Below are 18,893 nucleotides of genomic sequence, written 5' to 3' on the forward strand. Positions count from 1 at the left end.
TAGTGAAAGAAAAGCAATAAAGGGACTGCTTTGCCTGTGATGTTAAAACATACCATAGTAGTTGCAGCAAAGTAGCCCCTCTTTTACAATGGGCTGACGAGAGAAAGAAGGAGGCGTCGTATAAATTATACGGAAAGGAAAGTCATGCAAAAGTAAAAAGGGATTCATATAGAAAAGATATTGTTTATTTATATTGGGGGGAGTAGTGGTGGAAGGCAAGACAAAGGGAAGGAAAAAAGAATACATACCTGAGAATGTTAAAAAATTTATGGAAGGAATAAATAGTTATCATTTATTCATACCTATGTTTGTGTACTTCATTGGTTTTGTTTTTGTACAGGGTATGATAATGCCCTTTACCCAAAATATAAGCTTGAACCTTTTTGATATAATTTTTCAATTTATGCCCGTTTCTTTTAATTTCTATATTTTGAATGGAATCGTTTATACGGCTGTTTGTTGTATCGCAATCTTACTTGGGTTTATATTTTGGCCAATTGCTCGCCGTCTGAACATGTCCTTTTTAGTTGCTTATTATAAATCTAAAAGGAAAAAAGGTCGCGGTACAAAGAGGTCGGTTAAAGGAATAGTCTTATTTTTAATTGAGGTTTTTTTAACACTTTTATCATTTCTGTTTTACTTCGTATACCTTCTTTATATTGGGTATATAAAAAAGCCAATCTTTGGAGAATATTTTATTTTAATCTTAATCGGGTACAATTCTTTATTATTTTTAGCGTATAGAATTTTATATGAATTGGCCAAGGTGAAAATAAGAATAGGTGTAAAAGAGAACGAAAAGAAAGAGGAAATAAGAATAGGTAACTATTTTTATATACTACTTGCGGCTCTTACCATAGCAGGTCATGCTTTTATGCAGGGGTTTATTGTTCATATGGACAAAATAGCACTAGCTGAGGAGGAAAAAGGAAGTTATAAGTTAGCGTCAATCTACACGGATAAGGAAACTCCTTCTACCTATTTAAAGATAGACATATCTAAAGATTTTTTTGTTGGGTATGATACAAAGTTGGAGCGTATTGTTCTTACTCCTATGAGCCAGATTAAAAGAATAGATATAGTGGGCGTAAAGAAAACTCATCCATTGGTAAAGTATGATAAAAAAATCCACGATGCTACTCTGGAAAAGGAAAAAATTAAAGCACTGGCTACTGTAGAACGATATTACGGTTATAGGCTGGATAAGAAAAAAGGACATAGCGAGGAATGGTTAGAGTTATTGTCACACCAATACTATTCAAAGCAACTAAATATGATTTCCCCAGAGCTATTAAAAAAAGTATGGACTAGCAAAAATGAAATTAATGGAGTAAATATTAATGATTTAATAGGTTTCGAGATGTCGATACCAAAGGAAATAAAGGATAATAAGGAAAACCTTGCTTATAATATATACGTTATACAATACGAAAAGAAAAAGACTTCTGGAATAAAATACTTTTTGATAAAGGAAAATGACAAGTGGAAAATCGATTCAGTTATAATTGATAAAAATCCATTTGTGTTTGAGTACTAGCAATAACAAAACATAAGGGCTGGCTCAGAGGAAAATGCCCGGAAAAACAGTTTGTCTTACTGCTATGCCGTGTGCCTATCGCCTCCCAATGCACCGGGAAAAGAATTTAAACGATCGTTTAACGACGAAAAAGACGATTTATACGTTCTTTTAATTCCTTCAGCACCTGAAAGAAACAAACTCGCTTACTTTTTTTTACGTATCATAAGAAGTAAAGGAAGATAAACATACATGGGGAGGTCAACTCGCGATGCAGGAAGATCAAACCTTGAAAAAAGCAATGGATGAATGGGACAGAGTGAGTCAAGACCCTGAAGTTTTGCTTGCTTACGAAGCCCGGCGGAAAGCGTTATTGGATGAGTTGTCCGCTTTAAAAAGAGTCGAAAAACGTGGGGTTGTCAAGGTAGTCTTAAGAATGATACGTAAAGGTATGGATAACGAAACCATAGCCGAATTAACAGAGCTCACACAGGAAGAAATTGAACAGTTTTGCAGAGAATAAAAATACACCCTGGTTGGGCACTCCAAAGCCAGGGTTTTATTTTTGAAATAGGTTTAGAGCAGGAAAAAACAGAAAAGGGAAAGGAAATTTGCTGTCTTTGTTATATATCATAAAAGATACTTTTACGAATAGTGGTTAATTAGTTATGACCAGGCTAAAAGTTAAAAAAATGTGAATAAGAAGGTTATCTGGAAAAAAATGAAGAATTATATTGTTATAAGGGGGGATTTATTTTCATGAAGCTAAATAACTTTACAATACGAAACTTTAAAGGAATCAAGGAGCTTTTTATAGACGTTGAGAACATTTCTATTATAATCGGTCCAAATAATTGTAGTAAGAGTACCATTCTTCAAGCATTAAATCAATTTGGAAGTAAGGAACAGCAGCTTGATAGGAGTTTGTATCATAAGCATGATACTACTCAACCTATTAGCTTCCATGCGACATTCACCGAATTAACTGATGAAGAGATAGAAATGCACGGAATTCGCAACTCCATACATATCGATTCTGGAAGTTTTATCGTCAGATCTATATATAAAGAAGGACAAAATGTGGAGCGTGCCTCTAAGACATCTGGTCCCCAGACCCATGACCTTGGGCAAGATGGTTGGGATGGGAGATTAGGTGGAGGGAGGAACGGTTCACACTTTCTGAACGTTTTTCCAGAAGTTATATATATTCCTGCTGTTAAAGATGCTAATGATGAACTTAAGGAAAAGTCCGCTCATATGAAGACCCTCTTTAGTCTTTATAAGAGTGTAGTACAAGGTTTAGAAGAGTACCAGGAAGCATATGAAAAAACTCAATTACTTCAGCAAAGGATAAATGACCATAACGATGAAAAAATAAAATACTTCGAAGAGGAAGTAAAAGAGTTCTTAAAAGATGTGACATCAACAGATGTTAAATTTAAAGTAAATGTTAGTCCTCTAGATGAAATTGTGAGTACATCGCTTGTAACAAATTTCAATTATAACGGCCTGGATACTACACTTGGTCATCAAGGAAATGGTGTGCAGAGAACATTTATTTTATCTATTTTTAAGGGGTTCAAAAAATATAAAAGAAGATTTGAAACAGAGGAGATGGAAAATAGCAGACCTCTTATTATTGCCCTTGAAGAGCCTGAGTTATATTTACATCCTCATCTAGCTAGGATTTTCAAGGATACATTATACAGTTTGGCAGATGACGGCTTCTTCCAGGTGATTGCTACATCACATTCACCTAACTTTGTAGATTTATCTAAACCAAATCGAACCCTTGCAAAGCTATGTTTAAACGGAAATAACGATGTTTGCTTAGAACAGGTTAATTCAGACGTATACGGTCTACCTGTCCAAGAAAAGGAACGATTTCAAGCGCTCTTAAAATTTAATCCTTATGTAAATGAAGTATTTTTCGCGGACAGAGTAATATTAGTTGAAGGGGATACGGAAGTAATAGCTCTTAAAGTTATAGGGGAAAAGCTAGTGGAAAATGGATTATTAAATTCAGAAGACTATTATAAAACTTCTGTTGTCAACTGTAGTGGGAAAGGAACGATGTATGTGTTACTAAACGTTCTGAATAATTTTGGTATAAAATATACAGTAATTCATGATTATGATATAACCGAATATGATAAAAAAGGTAGAAGGAGAAATAGCAGTTCCTTAAGGTCTACTTTGACTTTGAACCACAAGTTGGAAAAGTTAACTTTCGCACGAGGGAATAAAAAATTTGTTTTTCAATATACATTTGAAGCAGAAATGCCTGAAGAATATGAAAAGGGATCATCAAAATCTTTCTCAGCGTATGAATTTTTAAATAGAAAAGAGCTTGGTGAATTGCCTGTTGGAATATTAGAAATAATAAAAGCTGCTTATGGAGTAGCAACAGTTGAACCGGATCACAGGAACGAAACCCTAGTAACCCTTTATGGCTGGGAGGAAATGAAACAAGCTTTGGAGGAATGGACTGAACCCAGGGAAGAGGAATTTTTAATTAGATTATGGGAGGAAGAGGAAAACCCTACAATAGTTTAGTATTTGTTGGAATCTGTTTCGATTTATCTTTTACATTTACATAAAATTAATACATAACTAATTATTCCAAAGTAGTTGCAAGCATAAGAGCTTCTCTTTTGCAGAATGCACTTCTAGGGACCAACGTTTAACATAGAATTAACATTTGGCAAAAAAGCAGTAAGATGAAGGGGTTCAACATTGGTTGAAGCCCTTTAAAATGTAGGTGTGGAATTCTTAGACTACACCTCGAATTTTCTTAAAATTTAATTACTATTGTCATGGTCCATTTTTCATTGTAGAATAGTATTAATCTTGGAATATTTATCCTAAAACAAAATAGCACTTCGATAATAGCAAACCCATCGAGAGGTGGGGACGCAAAGCCACGGGTCCAACGGTTAAAGAAACCAGGATAGCCGGGTTGCCGAAAAGTCTCTGAATTAAAAAGATATGTAGAGTTAGTCAGAGCTGATCCGGTAGAGGATTAGCTTTTTTTATCGTTAAACAAAGTGTGTGTTGCTTTAAAGTGCTAAAGGGAATTACTATCATGGGACCGTGCGGTCCCAAAGTCAAAGAAAAACATCGCGGGCGATGACGGCTCTTTTCTTTCCCCCTGTGGAGCGTGTCGAACATAGGGCGAAAAAGACCGGCAATTGTCTCCATCATTGAGATACCCAGATGTTTTGCCGGTCCGCCCGGCGTGAGACTAAGCGGCCGTCCAGCTTCCAGAAGGGGAAAGGACGAGCGGCATGCCCGCGATGTTTTTCTTATTGATTACAAAAAATGGAGGGTAAGAAGATGAGAATTCCTAAAGAGCAAGTTGTCCTGAAAATGTCGCCCCGAAACAAAGAAGTAGCCAGTACGGATTCAGGAAGTGTCGTCACTTTCGAAACATGCGATTGCTTCAGCAATCAAATCCAGCAGGAAGATCAGCCATTTAGCTCGGTTGGATGGGACTTAATTAATCCGGCAACAGGTCCCCTGTATGTTAACGGAGCTGAACCCGGTGATGTGTTAAAAGTAAAAATTCTCGATATCAAAATCGAAGACAAAGGCGTCATGACGACTGCGCCGAAAATGGGCGTTCTCGGTGACATCATTCCAGAGGAAAAAACAAAAGTAATTTCCATTAAGGATGGCAAGGCGCTCTTCAACGACAAGATTCAAATCCCTGTAAAACCGATGATCGGGGTTATCGGTACCGCGCCGAAAACAGAAGAAATCCCAACAGGGACGCCGGGAGCGCACGGCGGAAATATGGACTGCAAACGGATCGTAAAAGGGGCCACCTTATATCTGCCGGTGAATGTTCCCGGAGCCTTGCTGTCAATGGGCGATCTGCATGCGGTTATGGGTGACGGTGAAATTGTCATCTGCGGACTTGAGATTCCCGGTGAGATTACCGTTGAAGTTTCTGTTCTGAAGGATCAATCTTTACCGCTGCCTATGCTGGTTGAAGGTGAAAATGTGATGGCGATCGCCTCAGCGGAAACGTTAGATGAAGCAGCGAAAATGGCCACAGTCAACATGCATTCTTTTTTAGTAGAGAACTTGAAAATGAGTGTAGAAGAAGCGGGAATGTTATTATCTCTTGTGGGGGATTTAAGGATATGCCAGGTTGTCGATCCTTTAATGACAGCGCGCATGGAGTTCCCTCTATCGATTTTAGATCAATATGAATATAAACTGGGCTAACGAGTGAAGGGGAGTACGATTATGCTTGATAGGGTTCTTGGAAAATGGCTGCTTTTATTGACGGGCTATGCGACAGTAGTAGCCTCCGGATTTATGATTGGAGTGGGGGGTGCTGCGAAAGAAGCAGGTCCGCTCGCTTGTCTTTCTTATTTCATTGTGGGTGGATTAGCCACCTTCGCAGCAGCCTTTGTTTTTTCAGAGTTAGCTACGATGTTTCCGAAGTGTGGGGGAATATGGGAGTATACGAAACAATCATTTGGAGAAGAACATCCTTTTTCCTTCATGGTTGGCTGGATTTACTGGTTCGCTTTGTTGTTTGGGTTAAATGTGGAGCTAGTTTCAGTAGGGATTTACGTTCATGAATTAATTCCTTCCGTTCCTCAGTGGACAGGGGCGCTGTGTACGGCCATATTATTCCTTATTTTTAACTATGTTGGTGTAAAGCTATCCACGATTGTAGAGGCAGGCTTTGGTATCATTCTTATTGTGTCATCCGCAATGTTTATTATTTTAGGAATTGGGCAGCTTAAACCGGAATTGTATTCTAATTTTGCGCCAAATGGAACGTTCTTGCCGCTTCTCAAAACATTGCCTTTCGTTGTGATTGCTTTCTGTGGCTTTGAAGTCGTCGCCACGTTAGCGGAAGAGTCGAAAAACCCGGAAAAAGATATTCCAAAAGCTCTCATCGGCGCTGCTGCGTTCCTGACGATTCTTTTTGGAGGCTTCGCCACCGTATTGTTTGGGCTGCTGCCTTCTGCTGAATTGTCCGGACAGGCTCCGCTGCTTAAAGCGGGGGGAATGATCTTTGGCGGCATTGGATTAGCCTGGCTTTCTATCCAGAGTTTTGCCGGTTCCATGAGTACCGTAAACGGTGGCGTAATGGGGCAAACAAGGATTATGTATGCTATGGCACGGGAAGGCTGGTTCCACCCTGTGTTTGCCAGAGTCGATGAAAAACATAACATTCCTAAAGGGGCGCTTTATTTTACAGGGTTCTCCATGATTTTGGTTTCTATTTTGCCGACCATTACAGAAAGAGCCTGGGTATGGGCAGGATTTCTGGGCGTTTTCGGATATGCGTCATGTTATATCATCGCTTGCTTCCTACTCATTTATTTGAGAAGAAAATACCCTGAGATGAGAAGGCCGTACCGTGTTCCCTTATACCCACTAACCCCGATTATTGGGATTGTACTCTACTCGCTGGCCATTATTTTCTCCGGATGGGAAATTATTCTGGTTGGTGTAATCTGGTGTCTTATAGGTGTCGCTTATTATTATATTTTTGGGAGAACAACTCGAAAGAAGTACCTTAAAAACAATACAGTAGATATGTAACGACAAGCCGAGTATTATTTCAGACGCTCACCGAGAAAGTGACCTCAATGGAAACAAAATATGATTGATTGTGAGAGGTAATTTATGAAAAGTATTCGAACGGCTATAGTAGGGATGACACTGGTGCTAACTCTTGTTATTTTTTCTTTGCAATCTGCTTTCAGCTTTTATGAATTTAAAAAAATAGCGACACAGGGGTCCGAGGAAAAGCTGCGAATAGAAGCGGACAAGATAGCAAAGGATTTGGACAAAGCCTTTTCACACCCTGCCGATATAAGCGAAAGCTTAGCTTTATATGTCTCACAAACGAATGCAAAGGATATCGATAAAGTAAATAAGTATATGCTTGAGGCCGCAACATATGACAAACTCATCGTTGGACTTGGGTTCTGGATGGAATACTATGCATACAACCCCCAGAAAAAATTATACCCTGCCTATGTTTCTAAGAAAGAGGACGGGACCCCTTACGTCAACATCTCTTATGATGATGGGAAGTATGATTACACGAACGATGCATTCTATAAACTTGCAAAAGAAATGAAAAGAATACAGTTTACGAATCCATATGCAGACCCGATCACAAAAATCCCCATGGTCAGTGCAGTCACGCCTATTTTAAATAATAAGGGAGAATTCAATGGCAGTACTACCATTGATATTGGACTGCAGGAAATCGAGAAGTATGTCGCCGGTTTAAAAATTGGCCAACAGGGTTATGCCTTCATTGTCTCCAGGGACGGATACTATCTGGGGCACAAAAATAACGAAAAAAATATGAAGGTTAAAATCACGGAAGAAAAGGATGCTGCTATTAAGAGTTTAGGTGAACAACTGGTAAAAGCAAACAAGCTGGAGATGACAACATGCACGATAGATGGCAAAGACAGCTATGTTACCTATGCCCCTATTGGAGAAACAGGCATGAAGGTTGTTACTGTTCTGCCAAAAGCGGAAGTTGTGCAGCCGGTAAATAGTAACTTGCTGACAAGTGCAATCGTCTTCCTTATCGCCATGGCTGTTTTTGCTGCCATTCTTCATTTCTTTGTGAACCGCAAATTAATTTATCCGATCAGACAACTGGTTGGAATTACGAACAGGGTGTCCGCAGGAGATTTGAGCGAAGAAACGATGGTTGTGAAATCAAAAGACGAAATTGGCCAGTTGACGAATGCGACCAATACAATGATACAAAATTTACGAAATATCGTTGTGCAGGTAAGCCAAAGCTCCGAGCAGGTGGCTGCTTCAGCCGAGCAATTATCCGCAAGTGCTGAGCAGACAGGGAAAGCTACCGAACAAATCGCCCTTACCGTTCAAGAGGTGGCTGCGGGTACGGATAAACAGATGCAAAGCGTAGATGAGAGTTCGAGAACAATTGGCGAACTGGCCGTTGGTGTCCAAAAGATTGCCGAAAACGCGCAGCATGTTACCGGCGCGGCAGCCGATACTTCAGGAAGAGCGGAAGAAGGGGCGAAAAATATTCAACTGGCGATTAAACAAATGAGCGCCATCAGCAATACATTCGGTAACCTTTCGGATTCGGTCAAAGCTCTGGGCGAGCGCTCCAATCAAATCAGCCAGATTGTGCAGGTGATTACCGACATTTCTTCCCAAACCAACCTGCTCGCTTTAAATGCGGCTATCGAAGCAGCCAGAGCGGGAGAGCACGGAAAAGGGTTTGCAGTTGTAGCGGATGAAGTGCGCAAACTAGCGGAGCAGTCCTCAAACTCAGCGCAGCAAATTGGACAGCTTATTGCGGCGATTCAGGAAGAAACAAATAAAACGGTTCAATCGATGGATAACGCTACGAAGGAAGTCGCAGAGGGAATTGGCGTTGTCAATTTATCCGGTGAAACGTTTGAACGAATCCAGCATTCTGTCAACGAAGTGGCAAGTCAAATCGAGCAGGTTTCTTCCGCCGCCCAGCAGATTTCTGCAGCCACAGAGCAGGTCGTGCACTCGATTCAGCTTATTTCGGAAGTGGCAGAGGACGCCGCAGCTGGAACGCAGAATGTATCGGCAGCTACGGAAGAACAACTGGCTTCTATGGAAGAAATTTCGGCTTCTGCCTCTTCTCTAACGAGTATGGCGGAAGAGCTGCAAGAGGCAATTGGGAAATTTAAAGTGTAACGCTTCTCTCATGAAAATAAGCCACTGGCCTGATGATACCAGGTCGGTGGCTTTTATTTAATTTGATTTAACTTTTTCCGTGTAGCATTCCATGCAGTGAAATTCTTTTTCTTCAACTTCATATTCAGTAAGCTTAGCTCCGCATCCCTGGCATTTTGCTTCGGTTAAAATGATATTCATGTTGTGTTGTTCCTCTATTCTGATTTTTTACTAAATTATAAACGAATTAATTACTAAGTGCGTGTATTGATTGTTACAAATTGATGAATTTTGTCGAAATTTTAGTTTAGGATAATTATAACAAAAGAAGAGGATTATTCTATCGAATTTCGGCATTTTTCACCAAAATATGATAAAATATTTAAAACTACGATAAGGGCAAACCTATTAAAAAATAGGGACGCAAAGCCACGGGTCTAAAGTTTAATCAAACTATGACAGCCGGGTTACCGAAAGGGGAAAAAATATGAGGAAATTTTCCGAGGAATTTAAAGTCCAGGTTATTAAAGAAACACTGGAGGAAAGAAGCCCCAGTATAATAGCGAGGAAATATCATTTAAACAGCAACATCATATACCGTTGGATGAAGGAATACAAAGAAGGAAAGTGGGGCATGTAAATGCAGGAAAAACATAGCCTTCTCAGTGAACAAGAGCAGCAAAAAGATCAGGAAGATTTTAAAAAAGTGAGAGAATACATAAAAAACAATTCAGCGCCTAATGCTATGCAAATTGCGAATGCTACTGGCGTTTCAGTAAGTAAAATCACAAAATTTATACAACAAGGTGCCATCTTAAAAAAATTCTAAAGCAAGAATAAAGCCGTTCCTGCCTAAGGAGCGGCTTTTATGCAAAGAGCGGTGATGTGCTGCCCTGTGCCGTTCGCTGCACGAGGAAATTGGCGGGAAAAATGAACTGCCTTACGTGGACACCGCATGCGCCTATCCCGGGAATTCGCCAGGAAAGAAATTTAAACGATCGTTTAACAGTGAAACGGCCTGTTTCTGCCACGATGAATCAGTTGTCACTTACAAAGAGGGATGTGTTATAATCTTCTCATTCATTTGAGAGATAGGGGGTAGAGCCGTGCAAAAAACAAATATAACAGCCATCGATGTCGCATTACTGGCGGGGGTTTCTCAGTCCACAGTCTCACGGGTTTTCACTCCAGGCGCCAGTGTATCGCAAGAAAAACGCAGGCTCGTACTAGAAGCAGCGAAGGAACTGGGTTATCACCCCAATGCCATTGCAAGAGGGTTGATTACAAATAAAACGTATATGGTAGGCCTCGTAATGGGAGAAACCGGGAACCCTTTCTATCCGGAAGTGCTGGGAAAATTCTCAAAAGGGCTCCGCAAAAGAGGGTACCATGTCCTGTTTGTCAACACAGAAAAAGACGATGTGCAGCATGATGAAATCGAGCAGTTTTTTGAGTACAACGTAGACGGTGTCATTGTAACGGATGCTACGTTATCGTCTTCTTTAACCTCTAATTTTTTGCAAAATGAAGTGCCCGTCGTTCTATTTAACCGCTACATCGAAGACTCCCCCTGCAGCATTGTTTGCTGTAACAATTACCTCTCCGGGAAGAAAATCGGAGAATACTTGCTGGAAAGCGGGCATCACCGGCTTGCTTATATTGCAGGCAGAGAGAATACGTCAACAAGCCAGGACCGGCAGCGAGGGTTCAAAGAAGTGCTGGCCAAACACGGGTATGAGCTTATGCGCGAGGTCGGCCATTACACGTATGAAGGCGGCTATGCCGCTGCGGTTCGCTTGCTGCAAAGCCCTGAGCCGCCGGACGGAATTTTTTGCGCCAATGATATTATGGCATTAGGGGCGATCGATGCTGCCAAACAACTGGGTATCCACGTTCCGGAGGAGGTTTCGATTATCGGATTTGACGACATCACTTCTGCTTCATGGTCTTCTTATTCGCTTACTACGTGGCAGCAGCCTGTGGATGATATGGTTGATGCTGCAATCGATTTACTCTCAAACGAGATGGCAAAGGAAAAAAGCGAGCCGGTTACGGAACTGTTTATGGGAAAACTAATCGAGCGTACATCTGTCATGAACCGGAGAATTAATTAAATTGTTCGACTTGACACAAAAATTTAATATGTGGTACTCTTAATACAAGTTAGTTTTGTAAGCGCTTTTGCATACGTATGCAAAAAAGAATGAGAAGCGCACGGAGAGGAGAAAAACAATGGCAGAGTATTTGAAAACCGGCAAAAGCAAAATAGAGATTGCACAGGCAGAAGCACAAGTATATGAAACAGTACGCGGCATCATCGACGATGTAACGAAGAGAGGGGACACCGCAGTTCGGGAACTATCAGCGAAGTTTGATAAATGGTCACCTGAAAGCTTCCGGCTGTCCGAGTCCCAAATCCAAGACATCATGAACAGCGTGTCCGAGCAAACCATCGAGGACATCAAATTCGCGCAGGCTCAAATCAGACGTTTTGCTGAAGCACAAAAAGCTTCCATCCGCGATGTGGAAGTCGAAACCCTTCCCGGCATCATCTTAGGCCACAAAAACATTCCGGTCAGCAGCGTAGGATGCTACATTCCCGGCGGAAGATACCCGATGGTTGCATCCGCACACATGAGTATTCTGACCGCAAAAGTTGCCGGTGTTGAACGTGTAATCGCTTGCACGCCGCCTATTAACGGCGAAATTCCGGCAGCAACCGTTTGCGCCATGGCATTAGCGGGCGCAGATGAAATCTACCTTCTCGGCGGTGTCCAGGCGCTGGCTGCCATGGCCATCGGTACGGAAACGATTTCTCCGGTAGATATGCTCGTTGGGCCTGGGAATGCGTATGTGGCAGAAGCGAAGCGCCAGTTGTTCGGCCGCGTAGGGATCGACCTTCTTGCAGGGCCGACCGAAACACTCGTCATTGCTGATGAGACAGCGGATGCAGAAATGGTCGCCTGCGACATTCTTGGACAGGCGGAGCACGGTCCGACTTCACCGGGCGCTTTGATTACAACATCCAGGGAGCTGGCAGAAGAAACAGTGAAAGAAATTGAGCGCCAGCTGGACGTTCTTTCAACTGCAGATGTTGCGCGTGTAGCCTGGGAAGACAACGGCATCATTATCCTGGTGGACAGCCTGGAAGAAGCGGTAGTAGAAGCGGACAAGCTAGCGTTCGAACACGTTGAGGTGCTGACAGAGAATCCGGAATACTTCCGTGAGAACATGAAAAACTACGGTGCGCTCTTTCTCGGACCGGAGACGAACGTTGCCTACGGCGACAAAGTCATCGGAACAAACCATACCCTCCCTACCAAAGGGGCGGCACGCTACACAGGCGGACTGTGGGTAGGAAAGTTCATCAAGACTTGTACTTACCAGAAATGCACGCCTGAGGCAAGTGCTCACATCGGTGAATATGCCGCGCGCCTCTGCGAGCTGGAGCACTTCGCGGGACACCGTGAACAAGCCCTGCTGCGTGTACGCCGTTATGGAAAAGTAACCGTTCAATAAGTAGGAAAGTTTCGAAAGGAACAAGAAGAGGTGGATGGCACAACACCTCTTCCTTGAGGAGGAAAAAGGCAAGTTTACTATGTGGCTCTTTAAAAAGGAGGAAATTAGAATGGCTTTAGTGCATCAACTGCTTATGCCTGCTGCGGTTTTATATGGAGAAGGATCCTTTGCGGAAATCGGCGGACAGGCCAAAAAATACGGCAAGAAAGCGTTAATTGTAAGCGATCCCATTATGGAGCAAATCGGCAATGTGGAGCTGTGTGTGGAGCACCTGAGAAACGAAGGGCTGGCGATCGCTACTTACACGGGCGTCGATTCTGAACCTACAGACATCCACGTAAAGGAAGCGCTTTCTCTTTTTCAAACCGAAAGTTGTGATGTCATTGTAGCCATCGGAGGGGGCAGCTGCATCGATACGGCTAAGGCCGTTGCAGCGCTTGCGACGAACGGCGGAAGCATGAGCGACTACATGGGGAACAAGAAACTGTTCACAGAGTCTCCCATCCCTCTTCTGGCTGTTCCTACGACAGCCGGCACAGGGTCGGAAGTAACGAAAGTAACCGTCATCACGGACACGGTACAGGACATTAAAATGATGGTATCACAGCCGGCCTTGCTGCCCGCGGTTGCCATCGTAGATCCGCAGCTTACCGTTTCCTGTCCGCCTTCCGTGACGGCAGCGACCGGTGTTGATGCGCTGTGCCATGCGATTGAAGCGTATATCTCCCGGCGCTCCCAGCCCGTAACGGATACGCTCGCTCTATCCGCCATCGAGCTGATTGTCACACATTTGCGCCGCGCGTATGAGAATGGAAACGATATTGAAGCGAGAGACAAGGTTGCCCTCGGCTCCATGCTGGCAGGCGTCGCTTTCTCGAACGCTTCTGTTACGCTCGTGCACGGGATGTCGCGCCCGATTGGTGCCCTGTTCCATGTGCCGCACGGTGTGTCGAATGCCATGCTTCTCCCGGCTGTTCTCGAGTTTACAAAGGACAGTGCAGCAGAACGCTTAGCCGCAATTGGCCGCCTTATCCGCCCGGAGGCAGCCAGCCTTTCCAATGAAGAATTGGCTGAGATGGTCATAGCCGAACTGAAGCAGCTGTGCCTGGATTTAAAAATCCCGAACATGAAAACATGGGGAATTGAAGAAGAAAAGTTCGAGATGCTCGTATCGAAAATGGCAGTGGATGCGATTGCCAGCGGAAGCCCGGGCAACAATCCGCGTGTCCCTTCAGAAGAAGAAATCATTCAGCTTTACCATACTTGCTATGACTATCAGTTTGCTGTTGAAGAAAAGATAGCGAGTGAAACATAGAAATTATAAATAAAGGGGAGATTGCAGCATGGATTTACTCATCATTCTTTTAGCCCTGGGGCTGCTTATGTTTATTGCGTACCGTGGATTTTCTGTTATTCTGTTTGCTCCACTCTGTGCACTCCTTGCTGTAATGTTGACTGAACCGTCCTATGTGCTTCCGTTTTTCTCCAACGTTTTCATGGAAAAAATGGTCGGGTTCGTTAAGCTTTACTTCCCGGTCTTCCTGCTGGGGGCAATATTCGGTAAGGTTGTTGAAATTTCCGGTGCGGCACAGTCGATTGCCCGCTCTATCGTTCAGCTCGTAGGCGCAAAACGTGCCATGCTGGCCATCGTGCTCGTCTGTGCGGTTCTGACCTATAGCGGAGTAAGTTTGTTCGTTGTTGCTTTCGCCGTGTTTCCTTTTGCAGCCAAGCTGTTCCAGGAGGCCGACATTCCAAAACGCTTAATCCCGGGAACGATTGCACTTGGTTCCTTAACATTCACCATGGATGCATTGCCAGGAACGCCGCAGATTCAAAACGTTATTCCTACATCCTTCTTTAAAACAGACATTTATGCGGCGCCTGTGCTTGGTATTTGCGGGACGCTCTTCCTTTTCGGATTCGGCATGTGGTACCTGGAAACACGCCGCCGTAAAGCAGAGAAGGAAAGAGAAGGATACTTCGGATTCGGGGATGCCCGTTCGGAAATGGCAGTAGCCGCTGAAATGCCGCTTACGGCGGAAGGGGTATCTTTTGATAAAGCAGGGGTTACGGTCCGTGACATTCTGGCCTTCCTGCCGCTTGTGCTTGTCGGAATTACGAATAAAATTTTCACCTTGTGGATTCCTACCTGGTTCCCGAAGAATTTTGAGTTTGCTTCCATTGGATTGAAGGAGTTCGGGAAGGTTGACTTGTCGAAAGTTCTCGGTGTGTGGTCCGTAGAAATGGCCCTGTCTATCGGGATTCTTATGACGATTGCATTGTACTGGCAGAAAGTAAAAGCCGGATTCCGCGATGGCATTAATGTAGGGATCGGCGGCGCGCTGCTGGCTACGATGAATACAGGTTCTGAATACGGATTCGGTGGTGTGATTGCGGCTTTGCCAGGTTTCAGTGCGGTGCGCGACTCCATTAGCCACACGTTCACAAACCCGCTCATCAATGGAGCGGTAACGACGAACATTCTCTCGGGAATTACCGGTTCGGCTTCCGGCGGTATGAGTATTGCCCTCAGTGTCATGGGGGAAAAGTACGCGCAGGCGGCTGCCCAGTTTAATATTCCGCCTGAGGTTATGCACCGCGTTATTGCGATGGCATCCGGCGGTATGGATACGCTGCCGCATAACGGCGCTGTTATTACCCTGCTTGCGGTAACCGGATTAACCCACCGCCAGTCTTATCGTGATATCTTCACCTTAACCATTTTCAAAACATTGGCCGTTTTCTTTATTATCCTTATCTACAGTGTAACGGGTCTTGTATAATAGAAGGAAAAACTGAGAGGAGTTTTTATCTATGCAAACAGAAGCAAAAGCACAAACCGTCCAGAATTTCATCGGTGGACAATGGGTCTCCGCTGAAGGAAGCAAAACAGAAGCGGTGCCGAACCCTGCAACAGGGGAGACGATTGCGTATGTTCCGCTGTCCACACGCACAGATGTAGACCGGGCCGTTGAGGTAGCGAACGAAGCGTTCAAAACATGGAAGAAAACAGCCGTGCCGCGCCGTGCCCGCATTCTTTTCAAATACCAGCAGCTGCTTGTTGACAACTGGGAAGAGCTGGCCCGCCTGATCACGATCGAGAACGGTAAAAGCTTTGAAGAAGCGTACGGTGAAGTGCAGCGCGGGATTGAATGTGTAGAATTTGCGGCAGGGGCGCCTACCCTTATGATGGGGAACCAGCTGCCAGATATCGCAACCGGAATTGAATCGGGCATGTACCGTTACCCGATCGGCGTTGTCGGCGGAATTACACCGTTCAACTTCCCGATGATGGTGCCATGCTGGATGTTCCCGCTCGCGATTGCCTGCGGAAACACGTTCGTTCTCAAGCCTTCCGAGCGCACGCCGCTGCTGGCCAACCGTCTGGCTGGACTGTTTGCAGAAGCCGGGCTTCCAGCCGGTGTCCTGAACATTGTTCACGGGGCGCATGATGTGGTAAACGGAATTCTTGAGCACCCGGAAATCAAAGCCGTATCGTTTGTCGGCTCCCAGCCGGTTGCTGAATATATCTACAAGACAGCGGCTGCACACGGTAAACGCGTCCAGGCTCTCGCCGGCGCAAAAAATCACTCTATCGTTATGCCGGATGCGGATCTGGACATTGCGGTGAAAAACATTATCGGAGCCGCCTTCGGTTCTGCCGGTGAACGCTGCATGGCATGTGCTGTTGTCGTAGCAGTAGGCGATGTTGCAGACAAACTGATTGAGCGCCTCACAGCGGAAGCGGACAGCATGAAAATTGGGAACGGTTTAGATGAAGGTGTATTCTTAGGCCCGGTTATCCGGGATGCCCATAAGGAACGTACGCTTGGGTATATTGAAGCCGGTGAACTGGAAGGTGCCCAGCTCATCCGTGACGGAAGAAAAGACACAGTAAACGAGAACGGCTACTTTGTCGGGCCGACGATTTTTGATAACGTAACGACGGACATGAAGATCTGGAAGGATGAAATCTTCGCTCCGGTTCTCTCGATTGTACGTGTAAAAGATTTGGATGAAGCGATTGGGCTTACGAATCAATCGGAGTTTGCGAACGGTGCCTGCCTGTATACGGACAGCGCGAAAGCCGTGCGCCAGTTCCGTGACGAGATTGACGCGGGTATGCTTGGCGTAAATGTTGGGGTTCCTGCACCGATGGCGTTCTTCCCATTCTCGGGCTATAAGAAGTCGTTCTACGGTGACCTTCATGCGAACGGCCGCGATGGGGTGGAATTCTATACACGTAAGAAGATGCTGACCGCACGCTACTAAGAGAGCGGAGAACATATTGTTAACATAGAGGAGAGGAACACCGGCATGATTCGGTGTTCCTTTTTTGTGGATTCCAAACTGGAGCCGCTATGGTAACAATCATAAAAGGCGCCAGAGAAGTCCTTAAGCGCCTTTTATGATGTCCAATATATAATTGCGGTTATCTTAATTTATAGTTCATATATTCATATTTCACCTGGTTTCATTAATTCTCCAACCATTTCTGATGCTGAGGATTATCAGGATTAAAATTCATGACTACACCATTTTCACCAATTACTAAGGGTTCAACATCTGCGAATAACTTGTCTATATTGATATTGGAGGAGAGTCTTTGGTTTATGATCTCTAATCGTTTTTTGGAACGAATGCGAGCAGTTCGATTTCTATGAGTAAGATGGCTACTTTTTGCTTTTAATAGTGATCTTGTCATTCTAGAATTCCTCCTTCGCCTCACCTGCACACCACCTCTACATAGACTAATAACAATAGTATACAATGTTCTAAAGAGGACGGTCTATTTACTCCCTTACCATGCTGTGTAAAAAAATGTCGAATTTCGCTATCGTAATCCTTTTTTCCTATTATAATAGTACTAACTGAAAAAGGCAAACTTATTGAAAGATAGGGGCGCAAAACTATAGGGCTTCATCATTATGATATGCCAGCCAGTTACCAGGGAGGGACAGATGTGGGGAAAGATAGGATAAATGCGAAGGAGCTAGTTAAGGAGTTCCTTTTTTTACGTGAGAAGTTCCCGGACGAACCAAAACATTTGCATCTATTTACGAACTTTTTACGAAGCTTTTTGCGGGGCAAAGTGGCTCACGGTGTGCCGCCCACTGCGGAAATCATGACGCATGAAAGGCCGATCATTCATTCTTTAATGGAGAAAAGTATGGAGAGTTTACTCTATACCCTTACCAGCAATCCAATGAATATTGAGGTAGCAAGAGAAAGATTGGACACATTTGTAAATAAAAAATAATTGTATTTATTGGAAACAGCACCTCGGCGTGCTGTTTTTTTTTGCTATAATGTAAAAAAATGGTTAATGGAAATGAGCTATGGCTGTGCTAAGGGGGAGGGAAAATGGGTGCGGATTTGTGGTGGAAGAAGGCAGCGGGCAGGCTGCTTGATTTACTATATCCACCGCCTCCGAGCTGCGGTTTATGCGGCAGAAATATAGCAGCGGGATTTAGGGAGAGGACGAGTGTTTCCCTATGCCCTGCATGTGCTGCGAAGTTCTGTTTTTTATCCGGTTCGATTTGCCGGGTATGCGGCCGGCTGTGGACAGAGGGGGACGTGTGCGGAGATTGCGCGCGGCGGCCGGATACGTTTTTTGTTTTTTCACGGAGTGCGGTGGCTTACAATCACGCGATGAAAGAGTATATGGCCCGTTATAAATACCGGGGGGACCGGAAGCTGGCAGGGATGATGGCGGGTTTTCTGCCCCAGATATGGAAAAGGTATTACGCCGGGGAGCAAATCGATTGGATTACATACATTCCGCTGCATGCCGAGCGGCTGCGGGAGCGGACGTTTAATCAGGCGGAGGAGGTGGCCCGCCTGCTGGGCTCGGTGGTTGGAGTTCCTGTGGCCGGCCTGCTGGTACGAAAGCGGGCGACGGAGAAGCAAAGCAGACGGACAAGGTACGGACGGCTGCACGCCATGGAGAATGTGTTCAGTTATTGCCCAGAGGCGGGATGGGGGGTTCCGGACAGTAGTGCTCCGTGCCGGATTGTTATTGTGGATGATGTATATACGACCGGGAGCACGCTCAATGAGGCGGCGCATGCACTCAAGGCCGGTTTGCCAGGTGCAGATGTATATGGATTGACGGTAGCAAGGTAGTGTAAGGGAAAAGTCCGGTCAAACACGACCGGACCTGGATTCCTAAGGC

The 18,893-nt window shown here is 44.4% G+C and carries 18 protein-coding genes and 3 riboswitches; of the genes, 17 read left to right on the forward strand and 1 reads right to left on the reverse strand.

The annotated features are described in order from the left end of the window. The first annotated feature begins 208 nt into the window (after positions 1 to 208). The 15 genes from MBEAL2_RS03410 to MBEAL2_RS03470 all read left to right on the forward strand — a co-directional run bounded on the left by MBEAL2_RS03410 (position 209) and on the right by MBEAL2_RS03470 (position 16,990). Positions 209 to 1,537 carry a hypothetical protein gene (locus tag MBEAL2_RS03410; protein WP_047150907.1) on the forward strand — a complete coding sequence of 443 codons (1,329 nt, stop codon included), beginning with the start codon at positions 209 to 211 and terminating at the stop codon, positions 1,535 to 1,537. Positions 1,538 to 1,787: 250 nt separating this feature from the next. Continuing rightward, positions 1,788 to 2,039, forward strand: coding sequence for an Rpn/YhgA-type helix-turn-helix domain-containing protein (locus MBEAL2_RS03415; RefSeq protein WP_047150908.1), 252 nt, complete (start codon positions 1,788 to 1,790; stop codon positions 2,037 to 2,039). A gap of 236 nt (positions 2,040 to 2,275) precedes the next feature. Then, on the forward strand, positions 2,276 to 4,072 hold the full coding sequence (locus MBEAL2_RS03420; RefSeq protein ID WP_047150909.1) for an ATP-dependent nuclease: 1,797 nt from the start codon (positions 2,276 to 2,278) through the stop codon (positions 4,070 to 4,072). A gap of 324 nt (positions 4,073 to 4,396) precedes the next feature. Then, positions 4,397 to 4,483: riboswitch (cyclic di-GMP riboswitch) on the forward strand. A 193-nt stretch (positions 4,484 to 4,676) separates the two neighbouring features. Further along, positions 4,677 to 4,856, forward strand: a complete 180-nt coding sequence (locus MBEAL2_RS30960) for a hypothetical protein (RefSeq protein ID WP_152667681.1) — start codon at positions 4,677 to 4,679, stop codon at positions 4,854 to 4,856. Next, the gene (locus tag MBEAL2_RS03425; protein WP_047150910.1) at positions 4,853 to 5,749 is read left to right on the forward strand and encodes an acetamidase/formamidase family protein; all 897 of its coding nucleotides are present in this window, start codon (positions 4,853 to 4,855) and stop codon (positions 5,747 to 5,749) included. The genes MBEAL2_RS30960 and MBEAL2_RS03425 overlap by 4 nt, the downstream gene beginning before the upstream one ends. Positions 5,750 to 5,770: 21 nt before the next feature. Further along, positions 5,771 to 7,087, forward strand: a complete 1,317-nt coding sequence (locus tag MBEAL2_RS03430) for an APC family permease (protein ID WP_047150911.1) — start codon at positions 5,771 to 5,773, stop codon at positions 7,085 to 7,087. A gap of 84 nt (positions 7,088 to 7,171) precedes the next feature. Then, positions 7,172 to 9,220 (forward strand): methyl-accepting chemotaxis protein, encoded by a 2,049-nt coding sequence (locus MBEAL2_RS03435; protein WP_047150912.1) that lies wholly within the window; start codon positions 7,172 to 7,174, stop codon positions 9,218 to 9,220. A 367-nt stretch (positions 9,221 to 9,587) separates the two neighbouring features. Further along, a riboswitch (cyclic di-GMP riboswitch) is annotated at positions 9,588 to 9,674 on the forward strand. Between the two features lie 12 nt (positions 9,675 to 9,686). Further along, entirely contained in the window at positions 9,687 to 9,839 is a 153-nt protein-coding gene (locus tag MBEAL2_RS29985) for a transposase (protein ID WP_082129731.1), read from the forward strand. Then, a complete protein-coding gene (locus MBEAL2_RS03445) occupies positions 9,840 to 10,028 on the forward strand; it encodes a hypothetical protein (RefSeq protein WP_047150913.1) in 189 nt (62 codons plus the stop codon). It abuts the gene before it with no gap. A 101-nt stretch (positions 10,029 to 10,129) separates the two neighbouring features. Then, the gene (locus MBEAL2_RS31575) at positions 10,130 to 10,270 is read left to right on the forward strand and encodes a hypothetical protein (RefSeq protein WP_161798158.1); all 141 of its coding nucleotides are present in this window, start codon (positions 10,130 to 10,132) and stop codon (positions 10,268 to 10,270) included. Between the two features lie 35 nt (positions 10,271 to 10,305). Beyond that, a complete protein-coding gene (locus tag MBEAL2_RS03450) occupies positions 10,306 to 11,313 on the forward strand; it encodes a LacI family DNA-binding transcriptional regulator (protein ID WP_047150914.1) in 1,008 nt (335 codons plus the stop codon). A gap of 118 nt (positions 11,314 to 11,431) precedes the next feature. Continuing rightward, the gene (hisD, locus tag MBEAL2_RS03455; protein WP_047150915.1) at positions 11,432 to 12,718 is read left to right on the forward strand and encodes a histidinol dehydrogenase; all 1,287 of its coding nucleotides are present in this window, start codon (positions 11,432 to 11,434) and stop codon (positions 12,716 to 12,718) included. A gap of 118 nt (positions 12,719 to 12,836) precedes the next feature. Next, positions 12,837 to 14,033, forward strand: a complete 1,197-nt coding sequence (locus tag MBEAL2_RS03460) for an iron-containing alcohol dehydrogenase (protein ID WP_439644819.1) — start codon at positions 12,837 to 12,839, stop codon at positions 14,031 to 14,033. A 28-nt stretch (positions 14,034 to 14,061) separates the two neighbouring features. After that, positions 14,062 to 15,501 carry a GntP family permease gene (locus MBEAL2_RS03465; RefSeq protein ID WP_047150916.1) on the forward strand — a complete coding sequence of 480 codons (1,440 nt, stop codon included), beginning with the start codon at positions 14,062 to 14,064 and terminating at the stop codon, positions 15,499 to 15,501. A 31-nt stretch (positions 15,502 to 15,532) separates the two neighbouring features. Next, complete coding sequence (locus tag MBEAL2_RS03470; protein WP_047150917.1) at positions 15,533 to 16,990, forward strand: CoA-acylating methylmalonate-semialdehyde dehydrogenase; 1,458 nt, start codon at positions 15,533 to 15,535, stop codon at positions 16,988 to 16,990. Between the two features lie 205 nt (positions 16,991 to 17,195). On the opposite strand, the gene MBEAL2_RS03475 is transcribed toward MBEAL2_RS03470, so the two are convergent. Next, a complete protein-coding gene (locus MBEAL2_RS03475; protein ID WP_047150918.1) occupies positions 17,196 to 17,423 on the reverse strand; it encodes a hypothetical protein in 228 nt (75 codons plus the stop codon). Between the two features lie 164 nt (positions 17,424 to 17,587). Further along, positions 17,588 to 17,670: riboswitch (cyclic di-GMP riboswitch) on the forward strand. An 11-nt stretch (positions 17,671 to 17,681) separates the two neighbouring features. Here MBEAL2_RS03475 and MBEAL2_RS03480 point away from each other — a divergent pair. Together MBEAL2_RS03480 and MBEAL2_RS03485 are read left to right on the forward strand one after the other, a co-directional pair. Further along, positions 17,682 to 17,978, forward strand: coding sequence for a hypothetical protein (locus MBEAL2_RS03480; RefSeq protein ID WP_047150919.1), 297 nt, complete (start codon positions 17,682 to 17,684; stop codon positions 17,976 to 17,978). Positions 17,979 to 18,082: 104 nt separating this feature from the next. Further along, positions 18,083 to 18,844 carry a ComFC family protein gene (locus tag MBEAL2_RS03485; protein WP_052947411.1) on the forward strand — a complete coding sequence of 254 codons (762 nt, stop codon included), beginning with the start codon at positions 18,083 to 18,085 and terminating at the stop codon, positions 18,842 to 18,844. The last annotated feature ends 49 nt before the right edge of the window (positions 18,845 to 18,893 follow it).

The sequence above is a fragment of the Aneurinibacillus tyrosinisolvens genome (assembly GCF_001015055.1).
Lineage (GTDB): Bacteria > Bacillota > Bacilli > Aneurinibacillales > Aneurinibacillaceae > Aneurinibacillus_A > Aneurinibacillus_A tyrosinisolvens.